The following is a 24661-nucleotide window of genomic DNA, read 5'->3' on the forward strand; positions in this document are numbered from 1 at the left end:
ATATACGAATGTTGCAATCACATGGATGTGAATGAGCAACCATGTCGCCGACGGTCACTGTAGCCCCAATGCCAATTTCATCTACCCAATTGCTGTATGAGTCTAAAAAAGCTAAGGGACAAAAGCGTGTTAGGATTTTTGCTCTAATGAACGCATTTCAGATTACCAAAACTATGGAAAAGCTTTAAACCTGTGGCCAGTTTTACTTGACCACTACAGATCGCCCAAATTATCTTACTAATAATAAACGTGAGCTCGAGCCTGAATCTCTACTATTCCATTTTCATCTCTAAAATCGAATTCAAAGGCATTTCTTAAGTGTTCGTGCAATGAGCCCTTACCTTTACCTGTAGGTGAGTATAGTGTGGCTAGGGGCAGGGGTGCTTTGGTATCGTAAGTGAAGTAAGAACCCAACGCTGTCCCAGTAAAAACCAAGTGTTTATTTATTCTATTCAGGTCAGCTCTGGTTTTATCCCTAGCCCACGCTTCCCAGTCCTTATTGGTGATGACCAGTATTTTGTTTTCGTCATAGTCGGATGGTTTTAATGTCTCTAGTGGGCTGCCATTTTTGGTTATTTGCTTGATTGCTATGTCTTTATGAATTCTTTCAATAACACTTCTTGCGTTAAATAAATAGTGAACATCATTGTTGTCTAGAAAAACTGCTCTTCCTTCAGGTTGCATTGTAAATACGATAGGATCTTGCTTGGATGGTGTAAGGGATACGCAATCAAGTAAAGGAATTCTTCTTAACGTATCCTCAGGATAAGCTGCAACCGAATCCATGTATCTGTTTTTTATGTCATCGCTTAGAGGTTGAGTGGCTATGATGTCTTTAAGTTGTATTGCAAGGTATTTTTCGATTTCATCAAAGATGAGTATTGTGGCTTTATGAAAATCTTTCACTTCATGGATAATGTTGAAGTGGCGACAAAATGCATGAGAGTAATCAAAGGATTTAGCAAAATACTGAACGTGGTGCATGGTTGACTGTATTTTCTTCACGTTTCTAATTGTGCGTTCACCTAGGCTCAGAGAGGCAGTCATTTTGTTTACACCATCGCGTAACCTTTTCTTTGGATTTTGGATCCTCCAGCAATAGAGAGCATACATGGCTAAGATGGGTACAGCTCTTTGGTATGAGCTGTTAAGCTCTTCAGAATGAATAGAGCTAAATCCATGAGTTTTACCAAGTTGCTCGATAGTTGAGCTCAATGAGCATGGCAATATGTTAAAGCCTAGACGACTAGCTTTTGAACTGGCGGGGCTGAAACTTTCGAAGCATTTAATCATGTATCCCCACAAATACTCTTTGGCAAGAACTCTTATGGCGTATTGAGCCGTGTTTCTTGAAGCGATTGCTCCCTTTGACTTCATTATTTCTGTAATCATCTCCTGCTTGTATTCTAATGTAATTGTTTTGATTTTTTCATCCTGATCTATTGATGTTGAACACTTAAGGGCCTCATAACTTGATTTATTCACTAGCGAGATGAACTTGCCCACATAAGCTTCGGGGTCGCTAGTTATTTGTTCTTCATGCTCTTCGATTAGGCTCTGAATTTCTTCGTAGTAATCGACATTGTAAGAGCCAAAAAGCGTTAAGAGGTTGTGCAAGTCACTACAGAAGTAACTGTCGTAACCAACAAAATTTCGGTAGCGTTCAATAATGTCAGGAACTAAGTCTGGCTTTTCTCTCACAGCAAAATCTATTAAATTGCGGATAATCCTATCAATGAAGTTAATTGTTTGTGGGTTTTGGATGTCCCACATGTTCACGCTAATCAAAAAATCAGCTCTCATCAACCAATAGTGACCTGAGTCGAGCTCCTTGATGCTTTCTTCATAAAAATCCTCACTATACCTTTCGAAGACATCATTATTCTTTATTTTCCTGTCAAAGAACAAAATTAGGTGCTTAGCGTAGTTTCGCTGTAGAGACACGTAAGCTCTTCTGTTATTGGCATTTCTTGCCGATGTAAGCGCGACAGCTAAGCCATCGAGCAAGTTTTTTATGGTTTCATCATTAATGAGGCTTGTTTGGTTCTCGTATGCTTTCTCTATTATCGTAAAAAGTCTATATTCAATGGCCTCATCGGTAAAAGTTGTTGTGTTCTCGATGTTGTAACAAGTTATCTGGATTAATAGTTCAACTTCTTGGGCGTGGTTTGAGTTGTTAGAGTCAGGTTCTGTTAATTTATTAATTAAATGATTTGTTACCAAGTTGTCTGAGCGAGTTGCTTGAAAGACTGTTTTTATGAAGAGGAACTCTTTGACTAGCAATGTGCTGGTTACGAGAGCAAAGAGTAATTCGAAAAATAAAACCCACCCGTTTGAGAAAGTCTGTTCGTTTACCAATGAAACAAAAATTGAGAACAGTATTAACGCTATCAAGGTAGTAATAAGCTCTCTGAATAGATAGTGAACTTTAAAGCCCATTATATGCTCAATTGAGTCCATGTAGTACGCGGAGCCATAGCGACTCTTCACACGGTTTAATACCTCGAGTGCGATAGGCATAGTAAAAGCAGAAAAAGCGGTGAGAATAGCTATTAGATGCGTCGTTATACTCAGTCTTTCCATTCATTGCCTCGCTAAGGTTATCGGTATTTAACCGTTTGTTATTTTGCTGTTTTTCTTTGCTTTAGGGAAGTGTTCGATAAATGTTTTGAGCTCTTCAGCAGCTTCATTCATTGAGTCGGTTCCTGAATTTAAGCCTGAAGTGTGTAAACAATGGGGGCAGGTCTTGACTCTTGCCTTATAAGTTAGCTTTTCTAATCTATATCTTGATTATTAGAACATGTATAAATCCTTGCTCTAACACGAAAAGGGGCATTAGCTTTTTCGCCAAATGAACAGTTCGATGGTCGTTAAGATTGGCATTGTTGCAACAGTGACCGTTGGCGGCATGGATGCCGCCGTCGAGCCCTCGGGGATGAGTTTATGGCGTGTCACTGGGGAAACAATGACAATTCATCCTACACACCTGACGACAAACTTATCTCGTTTTGGGGCAAAAACATTTTATCAAAGGCTGCGTATTGATGGGATTGCTGCTATTTAGTGTGATTCTTAATTGCTTGGTATAAGACTGTATTACTCTCTCACAGTAGCAAACAGCAGCAAATGGCGAAATCTCGTATCAGGCTTTTGTTAGCATAAAAAACGGGATTGGCAGATTAAGGCCCATCCCGTTTTTATGACTCTACACTTTGCCGTTATAAGGAGCTAAATCTCTAACAAGATAAATCCCTAAGACTAAGCTAAGTGTATATTTGTCAGTTTAACGGTTATTGACTCAGTTTTGGTGTACGCGGCGGAATAATGCGCCTGTTACCTGTTGACTCAAATGCACCGGCAAATTTAAGCAGATTATTATCGTCATAGGCGCGGCCCGCAAAGGTTAGACCCACTGGCATGCCAATATCGGCCATCACACCCATAGGTACAGTCACAGTCGGTACGCCTAAGTGGCGAATCGCAAGGTTTCCGTTAGCGACCCAAACTCCGTTACTCCACGCAATATCGGCAGAAGCTGGATTCACATGGGCATCGGCTGGACCCACATCCGCCACCGTTGGGAACAGCACGGCATCAAGCTTAAGTCCATCCATCCAGTCTTCGAGATCCAACTTACGGGTCTTTTCTAAACCACGCAGACCATCGGGAATACTGTCGATCTGATCGAATGATTTAAGGCCACGCTTAGCCATGTTGACATACTCTTCCATGCCTGCCGCTAAGTCACCTTCACGATTTGGCAAGGTGCCAAGATCATGGGGGAATATCAAATGCCCCACCACATCTTCAAGCTTGTTCAGTTTAGGGTCGTTGTTAGCCCGCAGGAATTCATCGAACGCCCAACCTGAGAGTTCCCACAATTCATCATGCAGGAACTGAGGTGTAACGATACCGCGGTTAAACACCGTCGGCGCACCTGGGCGATCGCCTTCACAATTTGAAACCAACGGAAAATCGACTTCAATCACTTCGGCGCCAGCGGCTTCCAAGGCTTTACGCGCGGCTTCCCACAGATCGATCACCGATTGGCGAGTATGAATCCGTTGACCCGTTGGCCCCCCGATACCCGGATTTTCGCTGGTGCCAGCCAATTCATCTTTATTGATGTACATGCGCGGCACACCAAAACGCTTACCCTTGAGCGTATCGGCGCTAGCCGCCAGCGCCAGATAGGATTCTGGGCGAACTGTCGATGATTTAGGGATTTTAACCCAAGGTTGTAGACGCCAGAGATCGCCACGGGTGATTGGGTCGTCTGCCACAATCACATCGAGCACTTCGAGCATATCCGCCATTGTGCGGGTATAGGGCACAACCACATCCATGGTCGGGGTTAACGGCCAGTTACCACGCACGGAAATCACGCCGCGAGACGGCGTATAGGCGCATAAACCATTATTGGACGCAGGGCCACGGCCACTCGACCAAGTTTCTTCAGCCAGACCGAAAGCAGAATAACTTGCCGCCGTGCCCGTGCCCGCCCCATTGGAAGAACCAGAAGCAAAGGGTGCAGTAAGATAATCAGCATTGTATGGGCTTTCAGCGCGGCCATAGTGACCACGCTGCATGCCGCCATTAGCCATGGGAGGCATATTGGTTTTGCCTAGGCAAATAGCTCCTGCGGCACGTAGGCGCTCGACGGCAAAAGCATCGTACTGGGCCACTAAATCTTTAAAGGCTGGGCTGCCAGACGCCGCCGTCAGTCCCTTCACTAAATAGCTGTCCTTAGCGGTGTAAGGAATACCATCGAGCGGGCTTAAGGTTTCACCTCGAGCACGGCGCGCATCGGAAGCCTCGGCTTCTTTAAGCGCATCGGGATTGTGCACCACTAACGCATTCAACTTAGTTTTTGTCGCAGGGCCATCATAGGCCTCAACCCGCGCGAGATACGATTTCACCAACTCCACTGCGGTAGTACGGCCAGATTCGAGCGCAGCACGCAGCTCGGCAATAGAAACTTCAGTGACTTCAAACATCTTACGCCCTCCCGCAGAAAGCCAATTGTGGTGTATTAACAGTGACATCAATCGTCATACTGTTCTCCTTGGGTTACTTTCCAGCAGGGATTTGCTGAGTAATACAATGGATATTGCCGCCACCTAGTAAAATCTCCCGCGCGGGCACCCCCACAATCTCATGCTCAGGGAAAATTTCTTGCAGTTTTTGGGCTGCGATATCATCGGTTGCTGGGTCAAGCAGCGGGAATACGATGCGATGATTGGTGATTAAAAAGTTCACATAAGAACCCGCTAAACGCTCACCTGCCGTACGTGGCACACCAGTGCCTTCAGTTACACCTTTTGATTCTTCTTCGCTGCAATACAGCGGCCCTGGTTGTGGCAACAGATGGATTTTTAACTTACGGCCTTTGGCATCCACGGTATTTTGCAGCACTTCGAGCGCGGCTTTTGAACGTGGATATTGTGGATCCGATTCATCATCAGTCCAGTGCAGAATAACCTCACCAGGACGGGCAAAACAGCACATATTGTCGATATGACCATCGGTCTCATCCATGTAAACACCATCTTGTAACCAGATAAACTGCTTAACATTCAAATAATCACGCAGTAAGGCTTCAATCTGTTCTTTTGTCAGTTCAGGGTTACGATTGGCGTTGAGTAAACATTCGGCACTCGTCATACAGGTGCCTTCACCATCGACATGGATGGAGCCACCTTCGAGGATCAGCGGCGCGCGATAACGGGCAAAACCATGTTGTGCAAGCATTTGCTGCGCGACTTGCTCGTCTTTATCCCATGGGAAGTACAAACCACCGTTATGGCCGCCCCAAGCATTAAAGCCCCAATCAACACCGCGGCATTCGCCCTCGGCATTAACGACCACTGTAGGTCCTGTATCACGAGCCCAGCAATCGTTACTGTCCATTTCAACCAAGGTGACGTGGGATGGCATTACCGTTTTAGCTTCGGCTAAAAAGGCTTTAGGGACACCCATATACACTGGCGTTGCCGCGCCAATCGCATCGGCCACCTTAGCGAAAGTCGCCTGAGCATACGCACCCGCAGCGCGCCAGTTATCAGGACGATAGGGCCAAATCATCCACACAGCTTGCTGCGCCGCCCATTCGGCAGGCATATAAAAACCATCTTGTGATGGCTTAGTCGTTAACGGCGTGACATCCACATTCACGTTTGTCATGAGTTTTGTCTCCAGTAATGCTGAAATCGATAAGGGTGTACGCCCCTAAAATAGGACGACAGAATACAGTTATATCAGCCCCACAACGATGCGAGGGCCATTGGCAGCGGTTAATAAAATCTCTTACATACTTTGCCAGCATGTGTTTGGCGCTTCATAAAGATGAGCCTAGTCAGGTTTAAACACCCCAATGACGGCGCCCGTGGCTTTTTCGGTCACTTTGATATCGGTTTGCTGCTCACGATAATCACAGTCAGTACATTCTACGGTTTCGATACCGTTTTCTTTAAACAGCAAAATGCTGTCTTTCGCGCCGCACTTAGGGCATTTTGCGCCAGCAACAAAGCGTTTTTTTATTTTAGTGGTCATGATACAAACCTATAAATGGCTACGCGCCCAGCGATAAGCGAATCATCGGCGTTAAGGCGAAAATGTGGCGCTATTTTGCCATACTGCCCAGCTATTGCCAGTCCTTGAATAAACTTGTGCTGCCATACTCCCTGACCACGCGGTAGAGCGCTATCGCACTAGGCCATAAAAAGTCGAAGAAATACGCAGCAACTCGGCCTAAGTTGTGGTTTGCCATGAGCTTGTACGTTATCATCACAACCCTTACTCATTCATGATATGACCAAGTTGTAGTTAATGATCAGCATCAACCAAGCACAATTAATCCGTGGTAGCAAAACCCTGCTCGACGAAGCCTCTCTGACCATCTATCCCGGCCATAAGGTCGGCCTAGTGGGCGCCAACGGCACGGGTAAATCCTCACTGCTCGCATTAATTATGGGTCACCTGAGCTTAGATAAAGGCGAGTTTAGTATGCCTTCGGGTTGGCAGATTGCCAGCGTCGCCCAGGAAACCCCGGCACTCGAAATGTCTGCACTTGAATATGTGCTTGATGGCGATAAAGAATATCGCCAGCTTGAGGCTGATCTGCACATTGCACAGGAACATAATGATGGCCATGCGATCGCTACCTTGCACGGTAAAATCGATGCCATTGGCGGTTATGCTATTCGCGCCCGCGCCGGAGCCCTGCTTGCAGGTTTAGGCTTTAGCGAAGCCGAGCAGAATAACCCAGTGAAAAGTTTTTCGGGCGGTTGGCGGATGCGCCTCAACTTAGCCCAAGCACTACTGTGCCGCTCGGACTTACTGCTGCTCGACGAACCGACCAACCACTTAGACTTAGATACCATGTACTGGCTCGAAGGTTGGATTAAGTCCTATCAAGGCACGCTGATTTTAATCAGCCACGATAGGGATTTTATCGATGAAATCGTTGATGAAATCGTCCATGTCGAAAATCAAAAACTCAACTTCTACAAAGGCAACTACAGTGCCTTTGAACGCATCCGCGCTGAACGTATGGCACAGCAACAGGTCGCCTTTGAACGCCAACAAAAAGAACGGGCGCATATGCAGTCTTTTGTTGACCGCTTCCGCTACAAGGCCAGTAAAGCCAAGCAAGCACAGAGCCGCTTAAAGGCGCTGGAGCGGATGACTGAGCTATTGCCATCCCAAGCCGATAGCCCGTTTTATATGGAGTTTCGCCCGCCGGAAGCCCTGCCCAACCCGCTGATTAAGATGGAGCAAGTGGCGGTGGGTTATGGCGATAAGCAAATCCTCAGCAAAGTGCATTTAAACTTAGTACCCGGTGCACGCATTGGGTTGCTCGGCCGTAACGGTGCGGGTAAATCAACCCTAATCAAGCTGTTATCGGGCCAGTTATCACCGATGACCGGATTGTATGAGCCCAATCCCGGCCTGAATATCGGTTACTTTGCCCAGCATCAAATTGAATTTCTACGCTTAGACGATACGCCGCTGCAACATTTAGTGCGCCTTGCGCCTAATGCCCGCGAGCAGGAATTGCGTAACTTCCTCGGTGGTTTTGGCTTTAATGGCGATATGGCACTCTCGCCAGTGCGCCCGTTCTCTGGTGGCGAAAAAGCCCGTTTAGTGTTGGCATTATTGGTATGGCAAAGGCCCAATCTGTTGCTGCTTGACGAACCAACCAACCATTTAGATTTAGAGATGCGCCATGCGCTCACTATGGCATTGCAAACCTTTGAAGGTGCAATGGTGATTGTATCGCACGACCGCCATTTATTGCGCTTAACCTGTAGCGACTACTATTTGGTTGACCAAGGTGAAGTACAAGCCTTTGATGGCGATCTTGACGATTACCACCAATGGTTACTCGATGCCGCGAAAGCCGCCAGTGCCAACCAAGCGGCCAACAGCGATGACACTAAACCCGCTGTTGATAAGAAGCAGCAAAAGCGCTTAGAGGCTGAGCTACGCCAAAAAGTGTCGCCCCTTAAACGTAAACAAGCCAAGTTAGAAATTGATCAACAAAAACTCAGTGAACGCCTTGCCGAGTTAGAACACCTGCTCGCCGATGGCGAGTTATATGATCAAGACAATAAAGCCAAGCTCACCTCGGTACTCAGTGAGCGCACCAGCTTGACACAAACGCTAGAAGAAAGTGAAATGCAATGGCTTGAGCTACAAGAAGAAATTGATGCAATGGAACTTGAGTTAATGGGCCAATAATCGGTCTGCTGTCGCCTAATTGACAAGGAAGCCGTATGTCGGATGTAACCCCGCTAGACTGCCAAATTTGGCATTGGTGTGATATGAGCTATGGGCAAAACAAAGTGCTTTGCCTTGAGCTTCAAGATAATTGTCAGGTAAATGTGAATCTATTACTGCTAGCGCAGTATTTAGATCTCACCAGTGATGTGGCGGGACCGCGGGAATATTCAACCGAGCAATGGCAACAACTCGTCAATGCAGTATGGGAATGGGATGAAAAGTTTCTCACCCCCTATCGCCGTCTGCGTCGTCTCGCCAAAGCCAGCTTGAATGCTGCGGAATATCAGCAAATGCTCGATGTTGAGTTGATGATGGAACGCAAGGCGCAGCGTACCATTTTACATGCCGTCAATGATTTATCGCCTAGCGGTCAACAAACCAATCTAGTGAGTTACCTCGCGCTATTTGGTTTATCCGCTGCGGATATTATTGCGCTAGATCTTATCGCACCTTAACTGGCCTCACGCACAGCCTACTTAACCTGAACTCGGGATAACGAGTGTCGGAAAAATCTAAATTTAACAATCAAAATCAATGCTATAAATGATTTTTTTGAAAAGAAGAATCTTTTTTCTGACTGAATGCGCAGATTTTTGCGCATATCAAGGCGCTCTGTAGTATGCCATAGCGAGCTATGGTTAGACAGAGCAACGCAGAGAGGCCCGAAAAGATGCCTATTCAGCGGCTCTACTTATCCCGAGCTCAGGTTTACTTAGTGCGAGCTTGAGGATAACGCTGGCAGTTATCCTCAATGTTAAGCCAGCTCAGCTGCTGCTCAGTATAAATATGGTAATTAGGCTGCACTGAATTTGGATCATCTAAGCTGGCGATCGTTAGGGTGAGATAGTCGGGATACTCAGTGTGCCTAAAGGTCAGTGAGCAGCCACATTGGGCGCAAAATCCGCGTCTTACATATTCTGATGAGGCAAACTCAGTGACGTTGCCCTTAAGCCATGTCACCTGCGACATGTTAAAATCCATCCAAGCTCCAAAGGCTGCCCCAATACTCTTTTGGCACATGCGGCAGTGACAATAATCCGCATCGAAGGGCTTGCCCTCAATCCGATAACGAATCGCTCCGCATAAACAACCGCCCTCTTGCAAGATCTTAGACATATCCATTAACCCTAATCAAACAGAGCAAAAACCTAATACATTAAGTTACCTTGATTATCTTGTATAACTGACCAGTCAAGACAGCTCATTACGCATCAATTTCTTGCTGCAATTTTTCCAGCTCATCTAAAATATGCAGAAATTTTTGGCCAAACTCCGTCACTTGATATTCGACCCGCGGTGGTAATTCGTTATAAATGACCTTATCTAAAATGCCAAATTCAATGTTCTTTTTTAAACATTGATTCAATACCTTAGTCGAAAGTCCCTCGACTGAGCGCACCATTTCTCCAGGCCTTTGGATCCCATTGGCCAACAACTGATAAACCGTTAATGACCATTTGCAACCATAAATCGTTTCGACCATTCGGGCTGAGCGCTCAGGCGGCGATTTACGAGAAATAATTTTTTCATTGTTATTCATAAAGATGTACCAAAAAGTACCTGCCTAACCAATTTGTACTTACTGTTCAGATAGTTATTAAGTCCATAAGATTACCACCTTGATAATACATAGGAGTAGCAAATGCAATTTAATACCTCAAATCTGGCCATTATTATTGGCGGTAGCAGCGGCATCGGTTTTGAAACCGCTAAACAACTGGTCAAGCAAGGCGTATCAGTGCTTATCGTGGGTAATCAACAAGAAAAACTCACTGCTGCCGTCGCTGCGCTCAAACAGGAAAATACAACCCCCGAGTTACAGGTCGAGGGGTTTCAAGCCAACCTTTATCAAGCTGCGGATCTTAATCGACTCATTACACACATCAACCAACTTGAGCATAAGGTCGGCTATCTCGTCAATGCGGCGGGGTATTTCAATCCCAAATCCTTTATTGACCACACTGAAACAGATTACGAACTGTATATGGGGTTAAATAAAGCGCTGTTCAGAATTACCCAAGCCGTGACCCAGAAGATGATCGATGCGGGCGGTGGTAGTATAGTGAACATAGGTTCGATGTGGGCAAAACAAGCGGTTAAAGCCACGCCTTCGTCGGCGTATTCGATGGCAAAAGCCGGGTTACACGCATTAACCCAACACTTAGCGATGGAACTGGCGGACAAGCATATTCGCGTCAATGCGGTTTCACCTGCGGTGGTCAATACGCCAATCTATAACGCTTTTATTCCAAAGGAAGAGCGAGACCAAGTGCTTGCAAGCTTTGATGCTTTTCATCCAATTGGACGAGTCGGCACTCCTGCCGATGTGGCAAATAGCGTGTGCTTTTTGTTATCCAATGATACGAGTTGGGTAACTGGCGCAATTTGGGATGTTGATGGTGGGGTGATGGCAGGACGCAACTAAATTCGCGAGTTAATGCACTGCGAGCGACACATAACTAATCATTAGAAAAGGTTAAATCAGGTCTAACACTATGCTTAATATGAACTTTAGTGAACGTATCGTTATTGATACTGAGCAGCAACCTTGGTTGCCAAGCCCTGCTCAAGGGGTGTGGCGTAAACCACTGGAGCGGGAGGCTAAGGAATCAGGGCACACCACCAGCATAGTCAAATATGACGCGGGCTCGCAGTTTACGACCCACCAGCATCCGCAGGGCGAAGAAATCCTTGTGCTCGAAGGGGTATTTTCCGATGAAAACGGTGATTATCCCGCGGGTAGTTATCTTCGCCATCCCCCCGGGAGCCAACATGCTCCTTTTAGCCAAACAGGTTGCGTGATTTTCGTAAAACTTAACCAATTCGATCCGCGGGATCTCGAACTGATCAGAATTAATACTCAGCAGACACCATGGTTACCGGGTATTGGTGGCTTACAAGTCATGCCGTTACACGAGTTCGAGCACCAACATACCGCATTAGTGAAATGGCCTAAGGGAGAAAAATTTCAACCCCATCGGCATTTTGGTGGCGAAGAAATCTTAGTGTTATCGGGCAAGTTTCAAGATGAGCTAGGTGAATATCCGCGCCACACATGGATACGCAGCCCCCATATGAGCGGCCATTTTCCTTTTGTCGAAGAGGAAACCATTATCTTAGTAAAAACTGGCCATTTACCCATTAGCGCCATGTAACGCTAGCAGACGACTCATTAGGCTTAGACCGCATAAGTGTTAGCGACTGACTTATGCGGCCGAGGAAATATCAGCCTTTACCATCGGTGAGCTTTTGCGCCAGTGCGGTGGCATTGCGAGCGGTAATACCATAAATCGACAACTGTGGGTTTGCACCTAAGCTAGTCGGGAAGATAGAACCGTCCATCACCGACAGATTATCCAAATAATGTGACTGCCCATAGCTATTGACCATAGAGAGCTTTTCATCTTCGCCGAATGGACAGCCACCCATCACATGGGCCGAGGCCACCACCGTCTTTAGCGGCGCTAAGTCCATTTGGGCTATGCTCTCTTTCGCTTCCTTCCATGACGACAAATAGGGCATACCATCGCTGATAGGCAGCACTTTTAATGCGCCTGCCGAAAATTGCAATTCGGCCATGCTGGCGTAGGCTCGCCGCGCTGCCCGCCAAAAAGCCTCGGTTAATGGATAGTCCAAACTAAAGCCCGTTGGGGTTAAATGTACTTGTCCACCTTGACTGTCGGGATGATAACCGTCGCGAACCAAGGCGATAGTCACCTGCAACTGATTAAACTGCGCCATCAACTCAGCATGGCTTAATCCGTAACCTATGGTCTTAGAGGCGATCAAAATCGGATGCACTGGCGGCACTTCGAGCTTGTAACCTAACTCGCCATCTGCGCCATTTTTCCAAACAAACTCATCGGAATAGATAGATTGAGGTGCGCCGCTGTGGGCATTAATCGCATCGGCAAATACGCCGCCAGAAAGCACAGTGGGATGTAAAAAGGTTCGTTTGCCCAATAACTGGTAGGGATCGGGCACCTCAGAGCGCATCATTAAGGTCGGCGTGTGGATAGCGCCAGCGCTCAAAATATAGTGTTTGGCTTTAAACAGCAGCTCAACCGCAGTCGGCCTTAAATTAACGTCGAGCGCCTGTGCCTTGAGGGCAAAGACTTGGCCATTATGATGTTCAATTTTAACGACTTTGGCACGGCTAATCAGCTGTGCGCCTTTCTCTAATGCACTCGGAATTGTCGTGACTAGCATCGACTGTTTGGCATTGACTGGGCAGCCCATCCCGCAATAGCCAGTATTCCAGCAGCCCGCCACATTGCGTTTAATGACGGTATAATCCCAACCTAGATTGATACAGCCTTGCTTGAGTGCACCGTTATTGCGGTTAGGTTCATAATTCCATTCGTGGATATTGAGCCGCTGCTCCATCTGCTCGAACCAAGGCGCGAGGGTTTCAGGATCGAGTCCGGCTACCGATTTATGCTGTTCCCAAAAGGCTAAGGCTTCCTTTGGTGTACGAATGGAGGTGGTCCAATTGATGGTCGTCGAGCCCCCCACAGCGCGACCTTGGAAAATACCAATCGCTTTGTCGGCGGTTTTCATCGCCGCCGCCTGTTGATACAAATTCGGATACGCGACCCGCTCCTCCATATTAAAATCGCTGGAGGATTTAAGCGGCCCCGCTTCAATCATAATCACGCTGAGTCCGGCTTGAGTGAGGATCTCCGCCGCAACGCCGCCACCTGCGCCCGTGCCCACAATCACCACATCGGCTTCAAATTGTTGGTTTTCTTGCAGCTGACTGGCATCGGTATGTAACCAACCGGAATTTAAGCCTGTCACTATGGGATCTATGATTGCCACTTGGAATACTCCATCTTCACATTATTGTTATTATTAGAAATTCGGCCTATTTGAACAATTCAGGCTTGGCGTAGTGGAGTCGACTCCAATGCTCAGGACAGGCGTAATAACTTGCCATGACTAATTCGCGCAAGCCTAAGTAAGCCGTCTGCAACAAGGCAAAATAGCAGTGACGCCAACTCTCCAGCATTTGGGTCAGTTCGGTGGGAGAACGCATTAGCAGCGGTGTCATACTCGAGGTGAGTATCAGTAAACCGAGGCGATTCTCGAGCATATCGAGTAGCTCAAATAACTCGGCCTGCTGTTCATCTGGCAGCACTGCGATCGATTGTTTAATAGCATCTAAGGTGCGATTTTGCGCCGCCACCTTATGGGTTGCCACATCGGGCAAAGCCCCATCGAGCATCACAGGTAACAGCACACTAAATAATAAACGGTAGTCTTTCCCTTCACCTTCATCGGGTAGACTAAATTCGGGAGAATAAAGATCCACCCCCAGGGCTATCGCCGCCGTACCAGCAAACGCGCCCAGTAAAAAGGTTCGTCTATTCATCAATGTCTCCCCAAGACGCTTAGTGTTAAATTACTGTGCTACAATGACCACGAACCTAAATTAAACACACGTTTTAATTTTCAGCAATAGTTGATACCAAGATAAGATCCCATGCCAAACGCTTTTACACCGCCTTGGTGGGCCAAAAGTCCCCATGTACAAACCATTTTGCCCGTATTCACTAAAGTGGCCAAACCTGTGCTTAAGCGACAGCGACTCGAGCTTCCCGATGGCGATTTTATCGATTTAGATTGGCAAGCTAGGCCAGAAATCGGTAAACCCATTGTGGTTATCATTCATGGATTAGAGGGCAGTGCCCAGTCCCATTATGCCAGACGCATTCTGCAAGCCTGTAAAGAACAAGAGTTAGCCGCCGTGGTTCACCATCATAGAAGCTGCTCAGGTGAAGCCAATCGTCTCGCCCGCAGTTACCACAGTGGCGACACCGACGATTTGCAGTTTAGCCTAAGCCAGCTGCAACAAACCTATCCGCAATCACCTTTATTGGCAGTAGGTTACAGCTTAGGCGGCAATGTATTGACCAAATATCAAGGCGAATATCAAGAGCACAGCCTGTTGAGTCGCGCTGTAGTAGTGTCGGCGCCGCTGCAATTATCGGCCTGTGCAAAACGCTTAGAGAGTGGTTTTTCAAAGGTGTATCAAAGCCATTTAATCAAGCAGTTACAATATAAGGTCAATCAAAAGCTTAATGATCCAGAGCTTGCTGGCACTATGACCTTGCCCCCAATCCAAGTTGCTAATCTCAATACTTTTTATGACTTTGACGATAAAGTCACCGCCCCGCTCCATGGATTTTTAGGTGTAGAAGATTACTATACCCGCGCCAGCGGCTTACCCTTTGTTAGCCGAATCACTAAGCCTACGCTAATTATGCATGCCAAGGACGATCCCTTTATGACGGATGAGGTCATCCCGCATCCCAGCCAGCTTTCCGAACATGTGGAATATGAGTTACATGCCCATGGCGGCCATGTTGGTTTTATCGAAGGCGGCACGCCATGGAAGCCACGCTATTATTTAGAGCGGCGCATTTTAGACTTTTTACTCGCCAATGATGCGTCATCGGCACCTTAAGGAACCCGAATGCTTATCCCCTACGATGCCTTACTCCAACTCCCCAAAGAGACCTTAGTCAATTTGATCCGTGAATATTTGTTAGGGCAAGTGGAAGATGGAAGTTTTACTAGCCTAGATGAGCAAGAACTATCAGGCGCAATAGTGCAATGCCAACAAGCACTTAAACAAGGTAAACTTGTCTTAGAATATAGTGAAGAGGATGAGTCCTTTGCCATTCGTCACGCTGACCAAGTGGCCAAACGGCAAGATTGACCATTAGTATCCCTGTGCCGTATAAATAGCTTATACGGTTTATCGCTCCCACTGAGCGGCTCTTTATGGTGCCTAGGTAGAAAACATGTCAGCAAAACATCCAATTATTGCAGTTACAGGCTCATCTGGGGCAGGAACCACCACAACAACTACCGCCTTTAGTCATATTTTTCGCCAACTTGGAATCAATGCCGCCTTTGTAGAAGGGGATAGTTTTCATCACTATACCCGCGCAGAGATGGAAGTGATGATCCGTAAATCCCAAGCCGAGAATCGTAACCTGAGCTATTTTGGCCCCGAGGCCAATAACTTTGCCCGCCTAGAACAATGCTTTCGCGATTATGGCGCCACGGGCCAAGGTGAAACCCGCAGCTACTTACACACCTTTGACGAAGCCGTGCCATTTAACCAAATGCCTGGCACCTTCACCCAATGGCGTCCACTGCCCGAAAACACCGATATGCTTTATTACGAAGGCTTACATGGCGGCGTAGTAACGGGCGATGCCAATGTAGCCCAGCATGTGGATTTGCTGATCGGCATGGTGCCTATCGTCAACTTAGAGTGGATCCAAAAGATCATTCGCGATACATCGGAGCGTGGCCATAGCCGCGAAAAAGTCATGGGCTCAATCGTCCGCAGCATGGACGATTATATTAAGCATATGACGCCGCAATTTTCGCGCACCCATATCAACTTCCAACGGGTGCCGACGGTAGATACCTCTAACCCCTTTAGCGCCAAAGATATTCCAAGCCTAGATGAAAGCTTTGTGGTGATCCGTTTTCGCGGCATCAACAACGTCGACTTCCCCTATTATTTGAGCATGATCCAAGGCTCCTTTATGTCACGGGTTAACACCTTGGTGGTGCCGGGTGGCAAAATGTCCCTCGCAATGGAGCTGATCCTTACACCGCTGATTAAGGATTTGATGGAAAAACGCCAACAGCTTAATAGTCCGCAGGCGAACTGAGATAGCGTTAACGTTTGACTAAAGGCTAATGAAATAAAGCCTTTTTGAGCAATAGATTAAGTTTGATTTAAGCCATTGAAGTTAATCTTATTGGCATCGGGATTTCAGGCGAAAGAACGATAGTTGGCATACTCTTGGGAGTTAATTCCCCCATCTTGATCTGTTGATTCCCTTGGGTATGCCAGCAACCCCATTCAGCGTTAAGTCTTAGCTGTTAATTCCACATCCATGCTTGATCTGTTGATTCCTTTGAGTATGTCAGCAACCCCTTCAAAGCTTTTAGTTGTAGCAGTTAATTCCACTTCAATGCTTGAACTGTTGATTCTCTTGGGTATGTCAGCAACCCCTTCAAAGCTTTTAGTTGTAGCAGTTAATTCCACTTCAATGCTTGAACTGTTGATTCCCTTGAGTATGTCAGCACCGCTGAACCAAATAGGTTCTAGGTTCTAGGTTCTAGGTTCTAGGTTCTAGGTTCTAGGTTCTAGGTTCTAGGTTCTAGGTTCTAGGTTCTAGGTTCTAGGTTCTAGGTTCTAGGTTCTAGGTTCTAGGTTCTAGCAGCCAAGCGCTCTCTCAGTTGCAAAGCAACGCCCTAGATTCTAGCAACAGCGTTTTTTTGCAGCGTCCTAGCAAACCAGATTTTTATACATCACCATACATTCCAAGGCGATACCGCGGGGTGAGCAATAGATAGATTCTTCCTCAAAACCTTCACCGCCGAAACCGTAGTGGCGATAAAACCCCACGGCATTGAGGGTAGATTCTAATCGCAATTGGGCGATGCCTAAGTTAAAGGCTTTTGTTTCAATAAATTGCAGTAACGACTTGCCGACACCTAAGCCCATCGCCTCGGGAGCAACGAACAGCGCCTCGACCTGAGCATAGGGTTCATCCAGCATAATGGTACCAACCAAAGTGCCTTCTTGAGTCTCATCATCAAGGATTTCAGCCACATAAAAATGCGCGCCCACCATACGACGAAAAGATTCGGTCAATTCGCCCTGCATCCAAATCTGCAAGTCATCTTGAGCATAAAATCCGGCGCAGCCTTTATTAATCGCCGCATTGCGAATGTCCCAGCAAGCCTTAGCATCTAATTGCGTTGCTTTACGTATCCTTAGCATAGTCATCCCGATAAATAGCCCTAGCCCTAGCTGTGGCCATAACCATAGCCAACCGCTAATACGCTGAATCATAAAATAAACATATAAAGACTCATACTGCCCACGCTTTAATTTTATGCAATAAAAAACCGCCCGAAGGCGGTTTTAATACAATAAGAAGCTTTACTTGCAAGCTTAGCCGCAAAAGCAAACTCAGTCGCGAAAGCAAACTTAGCCTTTAATCAGCTCGCTGATGGTCAGCACGCCGTGGGTGGTCGCGCCAGCGCCCCATAGTGCAGAAGCAGAATCTTCGAAGGCGGCCGCTAAATCCACGTGTAACCACTTGGCTTCTGGCGAAACAAAACGCCACAGGAAGCCGGCCGCATTCGAGGCACCGCCCGCACCACCACCTTTCACTGGGCGGCTGTTTGCCGTGTCAGCATAAGCCGATGGACACATGTCTTTATGCCAAGGATCCAATGGCAATGGCCATACACGCTCGGCTACTGTCGAGGCTTTTTGTTGCGCCAGTTGTAACACTTCAGTCTGTGGCGAGAAAATCGCGTTGTAGTTAGAGCCCACCGCCATTACCGCCGCACCAGTTAAGGTTGCCGCATCGATAATAAAAGGAGCACCCGTCGCAGAAGCAGCTTGCAGACCATCGGCCAGCACTAAACGCCCTTCGGCATCGGTGTTAACCACTTCAACTGTGACGCCATTTTTGTAGGTGAGGATATCACCCAGCTTATAGGCACGGCCGCTGATCAGGTTTTCAGCGCAGCAGAGGAATAACTTAACGCGTTTGTTCAGGCCCGATTTAATCGCCAAACCTAAAGCGGCAGTAACAGTGGCGGCGCCGCCCATATCACACTTCATGCCCAGCATGCCTTCAGAAGCTTTAATGCTGTAACCGCCGGAGTCGAAGGTAATCCCTTTACCGACCAAGGCAACAGATACTGGAGCATCGGCTGACAGCGGGTTAAAGTCTAGCTCTAACATCGCAGGTGGACGCTCACTGCCGCGACCTACAGCATGAATACCAATCCATTGCTCTGCTAATAATGCTTCACCTTCAATAATACGGTAACTGACCTTTGCACCACCGAGTTCGGCTAACCATTTGGCCGCTTGCTGCGCCAATTTCACTGGCGACAGATTTTCAGGAGTATCGTTGATCAGTTGACGGGCAAATGTCGCGACTTCTAAGCGACATTGTAACTCGGCTTGCACAACTTCATCGCCGCACCATTGGATCTTGTAACCGGGTTTGGCTGTGGCAAAACCTTGGGCGAAGACCCATTGGCTATTTAGATCCCAAAGAGAACCCACCAATGCGACGGTATTAATCCCTTGATTACGTAATTTACGCGCCGCCATTTGAATTTGGCGTAACTCATCGCCGCCACCTAAGTGGACTAATGCGCCTTCGCCATTGAAGGTCACATCGGCTTTGCCCCAATGGGCTGCTGGGGTATCTTTGGTTAACTCAACTCTCATCACTTCAGTCACTTTACGTTCACTCATGAGGGGTCCTTATTTTAATTTGTTCTTGCTCTTATACCCATGCAAGTTGAGGTGAGACGTCCTGCATCCTCAGGCTTTTGGGGTACACACAATACAACGGGGTTGGCGGCAGTTTACTGCTAGCAGGCAAGGACTGAAAGCCATCGGCCTAAGTTACCGAGGTAAAATCTGTAAACATTTGCGAAATTTGTTAGTCTTTGGAGCCAGAATCAACTAGCTACAGGGATCACATGCACTTTACTCCAGCACTGAAATCGGGAAAGCTACTTAAGCGCTACAAACGCTTTCTCGCCGATATTCAACTCGAAGACGGCAGTGAAATCACCCTGCATTGCCCCAATACTGGCTCAATGCGCAACTGCCTATTCCCCGGTGAAACAGTGTGGTTTTCTACCTCCAGCAACCCTAAGCGCAAATATGCCAACACATGGGAGTTAATGACTACACCAACAGGTGGCCTTATTGGTATTCATTCGGGCAATGCCAACGCCCTAGTCGAGGAGGCACTTAATAAAGGTATTATCACTGAACTTAAAGGTTACGACAGCTTAAGTCGCGAAGTGAAGTACGGAGATGAAAATAGCCGTATCGATATCTTGCTGGAAGCTGCTCAAAAACCCGCCTGCTATATAGAAGTCAAAAGTTGTACTTTGCTTGAAGATGGACAAGGTTATTTCCCCGATGCAGTGAGTCTTCGCGGCCAAAAACATCTGCGGGAATTAATGCACATGGCCAGCCTTGGGCACAGAGCCGTATTGCTATTTGTGGTGCAACATACTGACATTATTAGTGTGGCACCAGCGGCACACATTGACCCTGAGTATTCTAACCTATTGAAAAAAGCTATTTTATCAGGTGTAGAAGTGCTAGCGTATCGCTGCGAAATATCCCCCGATGAGATACATCTGGCCCAATCATGCCCAGTCCGAGTATGATGTTAAGATTGAGTAAAATACTTTTTCATTTCAATTAGCGAAGGCAGTCAAAAAATTCTGTCAAGGTGAAACGAAAAATTTGCCTCGTTGTAAAGATTCTGATATAGATAGCGGCCGTTCTTAAGGACGCCCTACAAACGCAAATGATGACAGGAGATGCGTTATGCCTGAAGGCACCAAAAAACTTGGCGTACTCGCTATCGCAGGTGTAAGTCCCTACCAGGAAAAACCCGGTGAGGAGTATATGAACGCTAAGCAACTGGGTCACTTCAAGATCATTCTTGAAGCTTGGCGCAATCAGTTGCGTGAGGAGGTCGACCGTACTCTGAGTCATATGCAGGATGAAGCAGCAAACTTTCCCGATCCTGTGGACCGTGCAGCGCAGGAAGAAGAGTTCAGTCTCGAATTACGTGCGCGTGACAGAGAACGTAAACTGATCAAGAAGATCGAAAAAACTCTCCAGAAAATCGAAGAAGACGATTTTGGCTTCTGCGATTCTTGCGGTATCGAAATCGGCATTCGCCGTCTCGAAGCGCGTCCAACAGCCGATCAGTGTATCGACTGTAAAACGCTTGCAGAGATCAAAGAGAAGCAAATGGCGGGTTAATCGGCCATCCTAGGCGGGGAGTTCCCCGCCTACTTGTTTGTGCATCTTGCATAAACATCCTCTCGTTTCACTTCGCTTTTTGTTAGTATCCCCCTAAAATACAGCCACTTTGACTGGTTATTCCTGCAAATTCCTATGATGGCGACTCACTCTTTCAACACTTCCGCTTTACATCCTTATGTTGGCCGTTTTGCGCCTTCGCCCTCAGGAGCATTGCATTTTGGCTCGCTAGTCGCGGCCCTTGGTAGTTATCTGCGGGCGCGCTCAGAGGGAGGAAAGTGGTTAATACGCGTTGAGGATATTGATCCACCTAGGGAAGTTGCAGGCGCCGCCGATGATATTTTACGCACCTTAGAGGCTTATGGTTTCGAATGGGACGATGCGGTGCTGTACCAGAGTGCGCGCACCGAGGCCTATCAGGCCAAACTCGATGAGTTACTCGCTGAGGATAACGCCTACTTCTGCCAATGCAGCCGCAAACAAATTCAAGCCATGGGTGGGATTTACGATGGCCGCTGCCATCGGTTAGCCACGCCACATCACAGTGGTGCGGTTCGGCTAGTTAATCGCGCTCAAGTGGCCGAGTTTACCGATAACCTGATGGGAAAAGTGATTGTAGATCGGGCCTTTGCTGCTGAAGATTTTATTATCAAACGTAGTGATGGACTTTATGCCTATCAACTCGCCGTAGTGCTGGATGACGCCTACCAAGGCATTACCGAGGTGGTGCGGGGCTACGATTTAATCGAAGCCAGTTGTCGCCAATTAAGCTTATATCAAACCTTTGGTCTAACCGCGCCGCAGTGGTTGCACTTACCGCTCGCCAGTTTAAGTCCGGGTTTTAAGCTGTCAAAACAAAATCACGCGCAGGCTATCGATAAACAGCATCCGCAAGCGAGTCTCAATGCAGCCCTCGCCTTTTTGGGCCAAGCACCAGTAGAGCTCACAACTGCCCCGCAAATGCTGGCCCAGGCAGTGGCCCAGTTTGAACTGACGGCAATCCCTAAACAGCGGGAAATCCTGATCGCCCCTTAAAGCCTGACGGGCAAGTTCTCGACCTAAAAGCATCATGTTATCAGCGCTAAGTCGTGGCATAGCTCAAAAATCGCGATATACCCATCGGGACGCAATTGGTATATCATAGCCGCCAGATTTTTAATCACATAACAGATACATTCCGAGGTGTCCCATTTTTCGCCGTATTAGCCAATTCTGCAAGCAGCTATTTGAAGACGCGCCTAAAACGACCGCTCCAACTCCAGCTCAGATTGAACCCCAAACGCCCGAACTCACATCTGGCGGCTTAAGCTTGGCGATCGTGCCTCGGGATGCGCACACCATTTCCCGAAAGCAAATCAGTGAAAATGCGCTTAAGGTACTATATCGACTGAATAAAGCTGGTTTCCAAGCCTATTTAGTCGGTGGGGGTGTACGGGATTTGCTCCTTGGGCTTGAACCGAAAGATTTTGACGTAGTTACCAATGCAACGCCGGAAGAAATCAAAAAACTGTTCCGCAATTGCCGTGTTGTTGGTCGTCGATTCCGCCTCGCCCATATTGTATTTGGCCGCGATGTGATTGAAGTGGCGACTTTCCGTGGCCACCACGGTGAAAGCAACGAAAAAATATCTAAAGCTAATGCCGAAGGACGTTTACTTAGGGATAACGTTTATGGAGAAATCGATGAAGACGCAGAGCGCCGCGATTTTACCGTTAACGCCCTTTACTACGATATTAGCGACTACTCTATCCGCAGTTATGGCGGTGGGATGGAAGATCTTAAGGCTGGAACCTTAAAACTGATTGGCGATCCCGAAACCCGTTACCGCGAAGATCCAGTGCGAATGCTCAGAGCCGTGCGTTTTGCCACTAAGCTCAGCATGACAATTGATGAAGTAACTGCTAAACCAATCAAACAGTTAGCACCACTGCTCAAAGATATTCCTGCCGCCCGCATGTATGAAGAAGTGCTCAAACTCTTCTTCGCCGGCAAAGCCATGGCAAACTTTGAGATGATGCAGGAATATAAACTGTTTGCGCCCTTATTTCCTCAGGTTGACGCCCTATTAAAAGAAGCGCCTAAAGGTCCGGCAATGAAGATGGTGCAAGCCATCATGAAGAGTACGGATGATCGTGTTAATGAAGATAAGCCCGTCACGCCATCGTTTTTCTATGCGGCGATTCTCTGGTATCCACTGCGCCAACGCGCCGAAGATATTGCTGTTGAAAGTGGCCTTACTTTATATGATGCCTTTTTCGCCGCCATGGGCGATGTGATGGAGCAGCAATGCCAAACCATTAGTATTCCTCGCCGTTTTAGCACACCAGCCAAGGATATCTGGCAACTACAACTTCGCTTTGAGCGCAGCCAAGGCACGCGCGCCTTTAAACTGTTAGAGCATCCGAAGTTTAGAGCGGCATACGACTTACTGTTACTGCGTGGCGAAGTCGAAGGGGGCAATCTGGCCAAGAGTGCAGCCTGGTGGCAACAGTTTGTTGAAGCGGATGAAACCGAGCGTTTGGCGATTGCCCGCAGCGGTAATAAAGCCTCGAGCAGCCGTAATCGCAATTCACCTCAGCGTCGCCGTCGCCGCCCAAGTGCAGCCAAAGCCGAAGAATAATGACTCAAGTGTTTGTCGCCCTTGGAGCGAATCTTGAAGATCCCCAAGCACAGCTGGACAATGCCGTAGCGGCCTTGTCCACCTTGGCTGAAAATCAAAGTCTTAGGGTATCTCCCTATTACCGTTCAACGCCAATGGGTGAGGTTGTGCAACCTGACTATATTAATGCTGTCGCAGGCTTTGAAACTCAGCTGCCCCCGCTGGCCTTATTAGATGCACTGCAACACATTGAAAATACGCAAGGCCGTGTACGCCAAGAGCGTTGGGGGCCCAGAACATTAGATCTAGACTTACTCTTGTATGGCGACGCCATTATCGATGAGCCCAGACTCAAAGTGCCGCACTACGGCATGAAAGAACGTAGCTTTGTGCTAGTTCCTTTAGCTGCCATTGCGCCCGATCTCGTGTTGCCCTGTAAAACGCCGCTACACAGCCTTATCAGTGAAAAATTCTTGGCCGAGTTACAACTACTGGGCAATGATCATTGAAGTCAGCCCCCAGTTAGCTTATAACACCACTTCCATTTGGTTTGAAGATCACCCATATGTCTAAAGTTACTAGCTCAACCCTGTTGAAATACAAACAGGAAGGTAGAAAATTCACCGCTCTGACAGCCTATGATGCCAGCTTTGCCAGCGCGTTCGACGGCGAAGGCATCGATGTGCTACTGGTCGGCGATTCTTTGGGAATGGTTCTGCAAGGCCACGATGATACGCTGCCCGTCACGACAGCCGAAATCGCCTATCACACTCGTTGTGTGCGTCGCGGTATCGAGCGATCACTGCTGATCGCAGACATGCCGTTTATGAGTTACGCCACGCCAGAACAAGCCATGGAAAACGCCACCGCACTCATGCAGGCGGGTGCCAATATGGTCAAGCTGGAAGGCGGTCACTGGTTACTCGAAACGGTTACTAAACTGACCGAGCGCGGTATTCCTGTCTGCGCCCACTTGGGCCTCACCCCGCAATCGGTACACGTTTTTGGCGGTTTTAAAGTGCAGGGCCGCGATGCTGAAAATGCCCAGCGCATTCTCGATGAAGCTAAGGCCTTAGAGGCGGCAGGCGCGCAGCTGTTAGTGGTTGAATGTATTCCAGCATCGCTTGCTACCGCCATTACTCAAGCATTAACTATCCCTGTAATTGGCATTGGCGCGGGCGCCAGCACCGATGGTCAGATTCTGGTGATGCACGACGTGCTTGGTATTTCGAGTGGTTATATTCCACGTTTTTCAAAGAACTACCTCAAGCAAACGGGCGAAATCCGCTCGGCGGTTCGCGCTTATATTGAAGAAGTGGCCAATGGCACCTTCCCGAGTGCAGATCACACGTTCAACTAAGAGTGCTAGCACTCATAAAGCTAAATTGTGCTAAGCACACAGACTACTCATTTTA

Annotated in this window: 25 protein-coding genes; 14 read left to right on the forward strand and 11 right to left on the reverse strand. The window is 47.6% G+C overall.

The window, feature by feature from the left end:
* Window positions 1-237: 237 nt before the first annotated feature.
* Entirely contained in the window at window positions 238-2439 is a 2202-nt protein-coding gene (locus tag MMG82_RS07820; RefSeq protein ID WP_241406699.1) for a hypothetical protein, read from the reverse strand.
* A gap of 424 nt (window positions 2440-2863) precedes the next feature.
* On the opposite strand from MMG82_RS07820, the gene MMG82_RS07825 reads away from it, so the two are divergent.
* Window positions 2864-3064, forward strand: coding sequence for a hypothetical protein (locus MMG82_RS07825; RefSeq protein ID WP_241406700.1), 201 nt, complete (start codon window positions 2864-2866; stop codon window positions 3062-3064).
* Between the two features lie 226 nt (window positions 3065-3290).
* On the opposite strand, the gene MMG82_RS07830 is transcribed toward MMG82_RS07825, so the two are convergent.
* The 3 genes from MMG82_RS07830 to MMG82_RS07840 form a co-directional block, all read right to left on the reverse strand.
* Entirely contained in the window at window positions 3291-4997 is a 1707-nt protein-coding gene (locus tag MMG82_RS07830) for an amidase (RefSeq protein WP_241406714.1), read from the reverse strand.
* A gap of 73 nt (window positions 4998-5070) precedes the next feature.
* Window positions 5071-6183, reverse strand: coding sequence for an agmatine deiminase (aguA, locus tag MMG82_RS07835; protein WP_241406701.1), 1113 nt, complete (start codon window positions 6181-6183; stop codon window positions 5071-5073).
* A gap of 168 nt (window positions 6184-6351) precedes the next feature.
* Entirely contained in the window at window positions 6352-6552 is a 201-nt protein-coding gene (locus MMG82_RS07840) for a YheV family putative zinc ribbon protein (protein WP_011071175.1), read from the reverse strand.
* A 276-nt stretch (window positions 6553-6828) separates the two neighbouring features.
* Here MMG82_RS07840 and MMG82_RS07845 point away from each other — a divergent pair, with 276 nt between their 5' ends.
* Window positions 6829-8742 (forward strand): ABC transporter ATP-binding protein, encoded by a 1914-nt coding sequence (locus MMG82_RS07845; protein WP_241406702.1) that lies wholly within the window; start codon window positions 6829-6831, stop codon window positions 8740-8742.
* A 35-nt stretch (window positions 8743-8777) separates the two neighbouring features.
* A complete protein-coding gene (locus MMG82_RS07850) occupies window positions 8778-9239 on the forward strand; it encodes a DUF2390 domain-containing protein (protein WP_241406703.1) in 462 nt (153 codons plus the stop codon).
* Window positions 9240-9492: 253 nt separating this feature from the next.
* Here MMG82_RS07850 and MMG82_RS07855 read toward each other — a convergent pair whose 3' ends face one another.
* Both MMG82_RS07855 and MMG82_RS07860 read right to left on the reverse strand, forming a co-directional pair.
* Window positions 9493-9900 carry a GFA family protein gene (locus tag MMG82_RS07855; RefSeq protein WP_241406704.1) on the reverse strand — a complete coding sequence of 136 codons (408 nt, stop codon included), beginning with the start codon at window positions 9898-9900 and terminating at the stop codon, window positions 9493-9495.
* Between the two features lie 88 nt (window positions 9901-9988).
* Window positions 9989-10324 carry a helix-turn-helix domain-containing protein gene (locus MMG82_RS07860; RefSeq protein ID WP_037414574.1) on the reverse strand — a complete coding sequence of 112 codons (336 nt, stop codon included), beginning with the start codon at window positions 10322-10324 and terminating at the stop codon, window positions 9989-9991.
* A 102-nt stretch (window positions 10325-10426) separates the two neighbouring features.
* Here MMG82_RS07860 and MMG82_RS07865 point away from each other — a divergent pair, with 102 nt between their 5' ends.
* Together MMG82_RS07865 and MMG82_RS07870 are read left to right on the forward strand one after the other, a co-directional pair.
* On the forward strand, window positions 10427-11209 hold the full coding sequence (locus MMG82_RS07865; RefSeq protein WP_241406705.1) for an SDR family oxidoreductase: 783 nt from the start codon (window positions 10427-10429) through the stop codon (window positions 11207-11209).
* A 70-nt stretch (window positions 11210-11279) separates the two neighbouring features.
* Entirely contained in the window at window positions 11280-11939 is a 660-nt protein-coding gene (locus tag MMG82_RS07870) for a cupin domain-containing protein (protein WP_037414569.1), read from the forward strand.
* A 70-nt stretch (window positions 11940-12009) separates the two neighbouring features.
* Here the strand turns inward: MMG82_RS07870 and MMG82_RS07875 are convergent, their stop codons facing one another.
* Together MMG82_RS07875 and MMG82_RS07880 are read right to left on the reverse strand one after the other, a co-directional pair.
* Window positions 12010-13605, reverse strand: a complete 1596-nt coding sequence (locus tag MMG82_RS07875; RefSeq protein ID WP_241406706.1) for a GMC family oxidoreductase — start codon at window positions 13603-13605, stop codon at window positions 12010-12012.
* 46 nt (window positions 13606-13651) lie between these two features.
* Complete coding sequence (locus tag MMG82_RS07880) at window positions 13652-14158, reverse strand: TAT leader-containing periplasmic protein (RefSeq protein WP_241406707.1); 507 nt, start codon at window positions 14156-14158, stop codon at window positions 13652-13654.
* A gap of 111 nt (window positions 14159-14269) precedes the next feature.
* On the opposite strand from MMG82_RS07880, the gene MMG82_RS07885 reads away from it, so the two are divergent.
* From MMG82_RS07885 to MMG82_RS07895, 3 genes are all read left to right on the forward strand, one after another.
* On the forward strand, window positions 14270-15253 hold the full coding sequence (locus MMG82_RS07885) for a hydrolase (protein ID WP_241406708.1): 984 nt from the start codon (window positions 14270-14272) through the stop codon (window positions 15251-15253).
* 9 nt (window positions 15254-15262) lie between these two features.
* On the forward strand, window positions 15263-15508 hold the full coding sequence (locus tag MMG82_RS07890; protein WP_037429042.1) for a YheU family protein: 246 nt from the start codon (window positions 15263-15265) through the stop codon (window positions 15506-15508).
* An 85-nt stretch (window positions 15509-15593) separates the two neighbouring features.
* Window positions 15594-16481 carry a phosphoribulokinase gene (locus tag MMG82_RS07895; protein WP_011071167.1) on the forward strand — a complete coding sequence of 296 codons (888 nt, stop codon included), beginning with the start codon at window positions 15594-15596 and terminating at the stop codon, window positions 16479-16481.
* Between the two features lie 200 nt (window positions 16482-16681).
* Here the strand turns inward: MMG82_RS07895 and MMG82_RS07900 are convergent, their stop codons facing one another.
* The 3 genes from MMG82_RS07900 to pepB all read right to left on the reverse strand — a co-directional run bounded on the left by MMG82_RS07900 (window position 16682) and on the right by pepB (window position 19105).
* On the reverse strand, window positions 16682-16861 hold the full coding sequence (locus MMG82_RS07900) for a hypothetical protein (protein ID WP_240292461.1): 180 nt from the start codon (window positions 16859-16861) through the stop codon (window positions 16682-16684).
* A 243-nt stretch (window positions 16862-17104) separates the two neighbouring features.
* On the reverse strand, window positions 17105-17602 hold the full coding sequence (locus tag MMG82_RS07905; RefSeq protein ID WP_047540746.1) for a GNAT family N-acetyltransferase: 498 nt from the start codon (window positions 17600-17602) through the stop codon (window positions 17105-17107).
* 210 nt (window positions 17603-17812) lie between these two features.
* Window positions 17813-19105 (reverse strand): aminopeptidase PepB, encoded by a 1293-nt coding sequence (pepB, locus tag MMG82_RS07910; protein WP_037429045.1) that lies wholly within the window; start codon window positions 19103-19105, stop codon window positions 17813-17815.
* 230 nt (window positions 19106-19335) lie between these two features.
* Between pepB and sfsA the strand changes: the two genes are divergently transcribed.
* From sfsA to panB, 6 genes are all read left to right on the forward strand, one after another.
* Window positions 19336-20040, forward strand: a complete 705-nt coding sequence (gene sfsA, locus MMG82_RS07915; RefSeq protein ID WP_241406709.1) for a DNA/RNA nuclease SfsA — start codon at window positions 19336-19338, stop codon at window positions 20038-20040.
* A gap of 163 nt (window positions 20041-20203) precedes the next feature.
* Window positions 20204-20647, forward strand: coding sequence for an RNA polymerase-binding protein DksA (gene dksA, locus MMG82_RS07920; protein ID WP_037414555.1), 444 nt, complete (start codon window positions 20204-20206; stop codon window positions 20645-20647).
* A 138-nt stretch (window positions 20648-20785) separates the two neighbouring features.
* Entirely contained in the window at window positions 20786-21682 is an 897-nt protein-coding gene (gene gluQRS / locus MMG82_RS07925; RefSeq protein WP_241406715.1) for a tRNA glutamyl-Q(34) synthetase GluQRS, read from the forward strand.
* A 283-nt stretch (window positions 21683-21965) separates the two neighbouring features.
* A complete protein-coding gene (locus MMG82_RS07930) occupies window positions 21966-23267 on the forward strand; it encodes a polynucleotide adenylyltransferase PcnB (protein ID WP_231640407.1) in 1302 nt (433 codons plus the stop codon).
* Window positions 23267-23755 (forward strand): 2-amino-4-hydroxy-6-hydroxymethyldihydropteridine diphosphokinase, encoded by a 489-nt coding sequence (gene folK, locus MMG82_RS07935; RefSeq protein WP_037414553.1) that lies wholly within the window; start codon window positions 23267-23269, stop codon window positions 23753-23755. Before MMG82_RS07930 ends, folK begins: the two co-directional genes overlap by 1 nt.
* Window positions 23756-23811: 56 nt before the next feature.
* Complete coding sequence (panB, locus tag MMG82_RS07940) at window positions 23812-24606, forward strand: 3-methyl-2-oxobutanoate hydroxymethyltransferase (RefSeq protein WP_037429053.1); 795 nt, start codon at window positions 23812-23814, stop codon at window positions 24604-24606.
* Window positions 24607-24661: the final 55 nt, after the last annotated feature.

The organism is Shewanella sp. MM_2022_3, from assembly GCF_022557375.1.
GTDB lineage: Bacteria > Pseudomonadota > Gammaproteobacteria > Enterobacterales > Shewanellaceae > Shewanella > Shewanella xiamenensis.

Bases quoted from the DNA above. Each gene is read 5' to 3' on its own strand.
- MMG82_RS07850 (WP_241406703.1), top strand. From the start codon at position 8,778: ATGTCGGATGTAACCCCGCTAGACTGCCAAATTTGGCATTGGTGTGAT.
- gluQRS (WP_241406715.1), top strand. From the start codon at position 20,786: ATGGCGACTCACTCTTTCAACACTTCCGCTTTACATCCTTATGTTGGC.
- panB (WP_037429053.1), top strand. From the start codon at position 23,812: ATGTCTAAAGTTACTAGCTCAACCCTGTTGAAATACAAACAGGAAGGT.
- MMG82_RS07840 (WP_011071175.1), bottom strand. From the start codon at position 6,552: ATGACCACTAAAATAAAAAAACGCTTTGTTGCTGGCGCAAAATGCCCT.
- pepB (WP_037429045.1), bottom strand. From the start codon at position 19,105: ATGAGTGAACGTAAAGTGACTGAAGTGATGAGAGTTGAGTTAACCAAA.
- folK (WP_037414553.1), top strand. From the start codon at position 23,267: ATGACTCAAGTGTTTGTCGCCCTTGGAGCGAATCTTGAAGATCCCCAA.
- MMG82_RS07830 (WP_241406714.1), bottom strand. From the start codon at position 4,997: ATGTTTGAAGTCACTGAAGTTTCTATTGCCGAGCTGCGTGCTGCGCTC.
- MMG82_RS07855 (WP_241406704.1), bottom strand. From the start codon at position 9,900: ATGTCTAAGATCTTGCAAGAGGGCGGTTGTTTATGCGGAGCGATTCGT.
- dksA (WP_037414555.1), top strand. From the start codon at position 20,204: ATGCCTGAAGGCACCAAAAAACTTGGCGTACTCGCTATCGCAGGTGTA.
- MMG82_RS07880 (WP_241406707.1), bottom strand. From the start codon at position 14,158: ATGAATAGACGAACCTTTTTACTGGGCGCGTTTGCTGGTACGGCGGCG.
- MMG82_RS07895 (WP_011071167.1), top strand. From the start codon at position 15,594: ATGTCAGCAAAACATCCAATTATTGCAGTTACAGGCTCATCTGGGGCA.
- MMG82_RS07825 (WP_241406700.1), top strand. From the start codon at position 2,864: ATGGTCGTTAAGATTGGCATTGTTGCAACAGTGACCGTTGGCGGCATG.
- MMG82_RS07870 (WP_037414569.1), top strand. From the start codon at position 11,280: ATGCTTAATATGAACTTTAGTGAACGTATCGTTATTGATACTGAGCAG.
- MMG82_RS07890 (WP_037429042.1), top strand. From the start codon at position 15,263: ATGCTTATCCCCTACGATGCCTTACTCCAACTCCCCAAAGAGACCTTA.
- aguA (WP_241406701.1), bottom strand. From the start codon at position 6,183: ATGACAAACGTGAATGTGGATGTCACGCCGTTAACGACTAAGCCATCA.
- MMG82_RS07845 (WP_241406702.1), top strand. From the start codon at position 6,829: ATGATCAGCATCAACCAAGCACAATTAATCCGTGGTAGCAAAACCCTG.
- sfsA (WP_241406709.1), top strand. From the start codon at position 19,336: ATGCACTTTACTCCAGCACTGAAATCGGGAAAGCTACTTAAGCGCTAC.
- MMG82_RS07820 (WP_241406699.1), bottom strand. From the start codon at position 2,439: ATGGGCTTTAAAGTTCACTATCTATTCAGAGAGCTTATTACTACCTTG.
- MMG82_RS07905 (WP_047540746.1), bottom strand. From the start codon at position 17,602: ATGCTAAGGATACGTAAAGCAACGCAATTAGATGCTAAGGCTTGCTGG.
- MMG82_RS07885 (WP_241406708.1), top strand. From the start codon at position 14,270: ATGCCAAACGCTTTTACACCGCCTTGGTGGGCCAAAAGTCCCCATGTA.
- MMG82_RS07865 (WP_241406705.1), top strand. From the start codon at position 10,427: ATGCAATTTAATACCTCAAATCTGGCCATTATTATTGGCGGTAGCAGC.
- MMG82_RS07860 (WP_037414574.1), bottom strand. From the start codon at position 10,324: ATGAATAACAATGAAAAAATTATTTCTCGTAAATCGCCGCCTGAGCGC.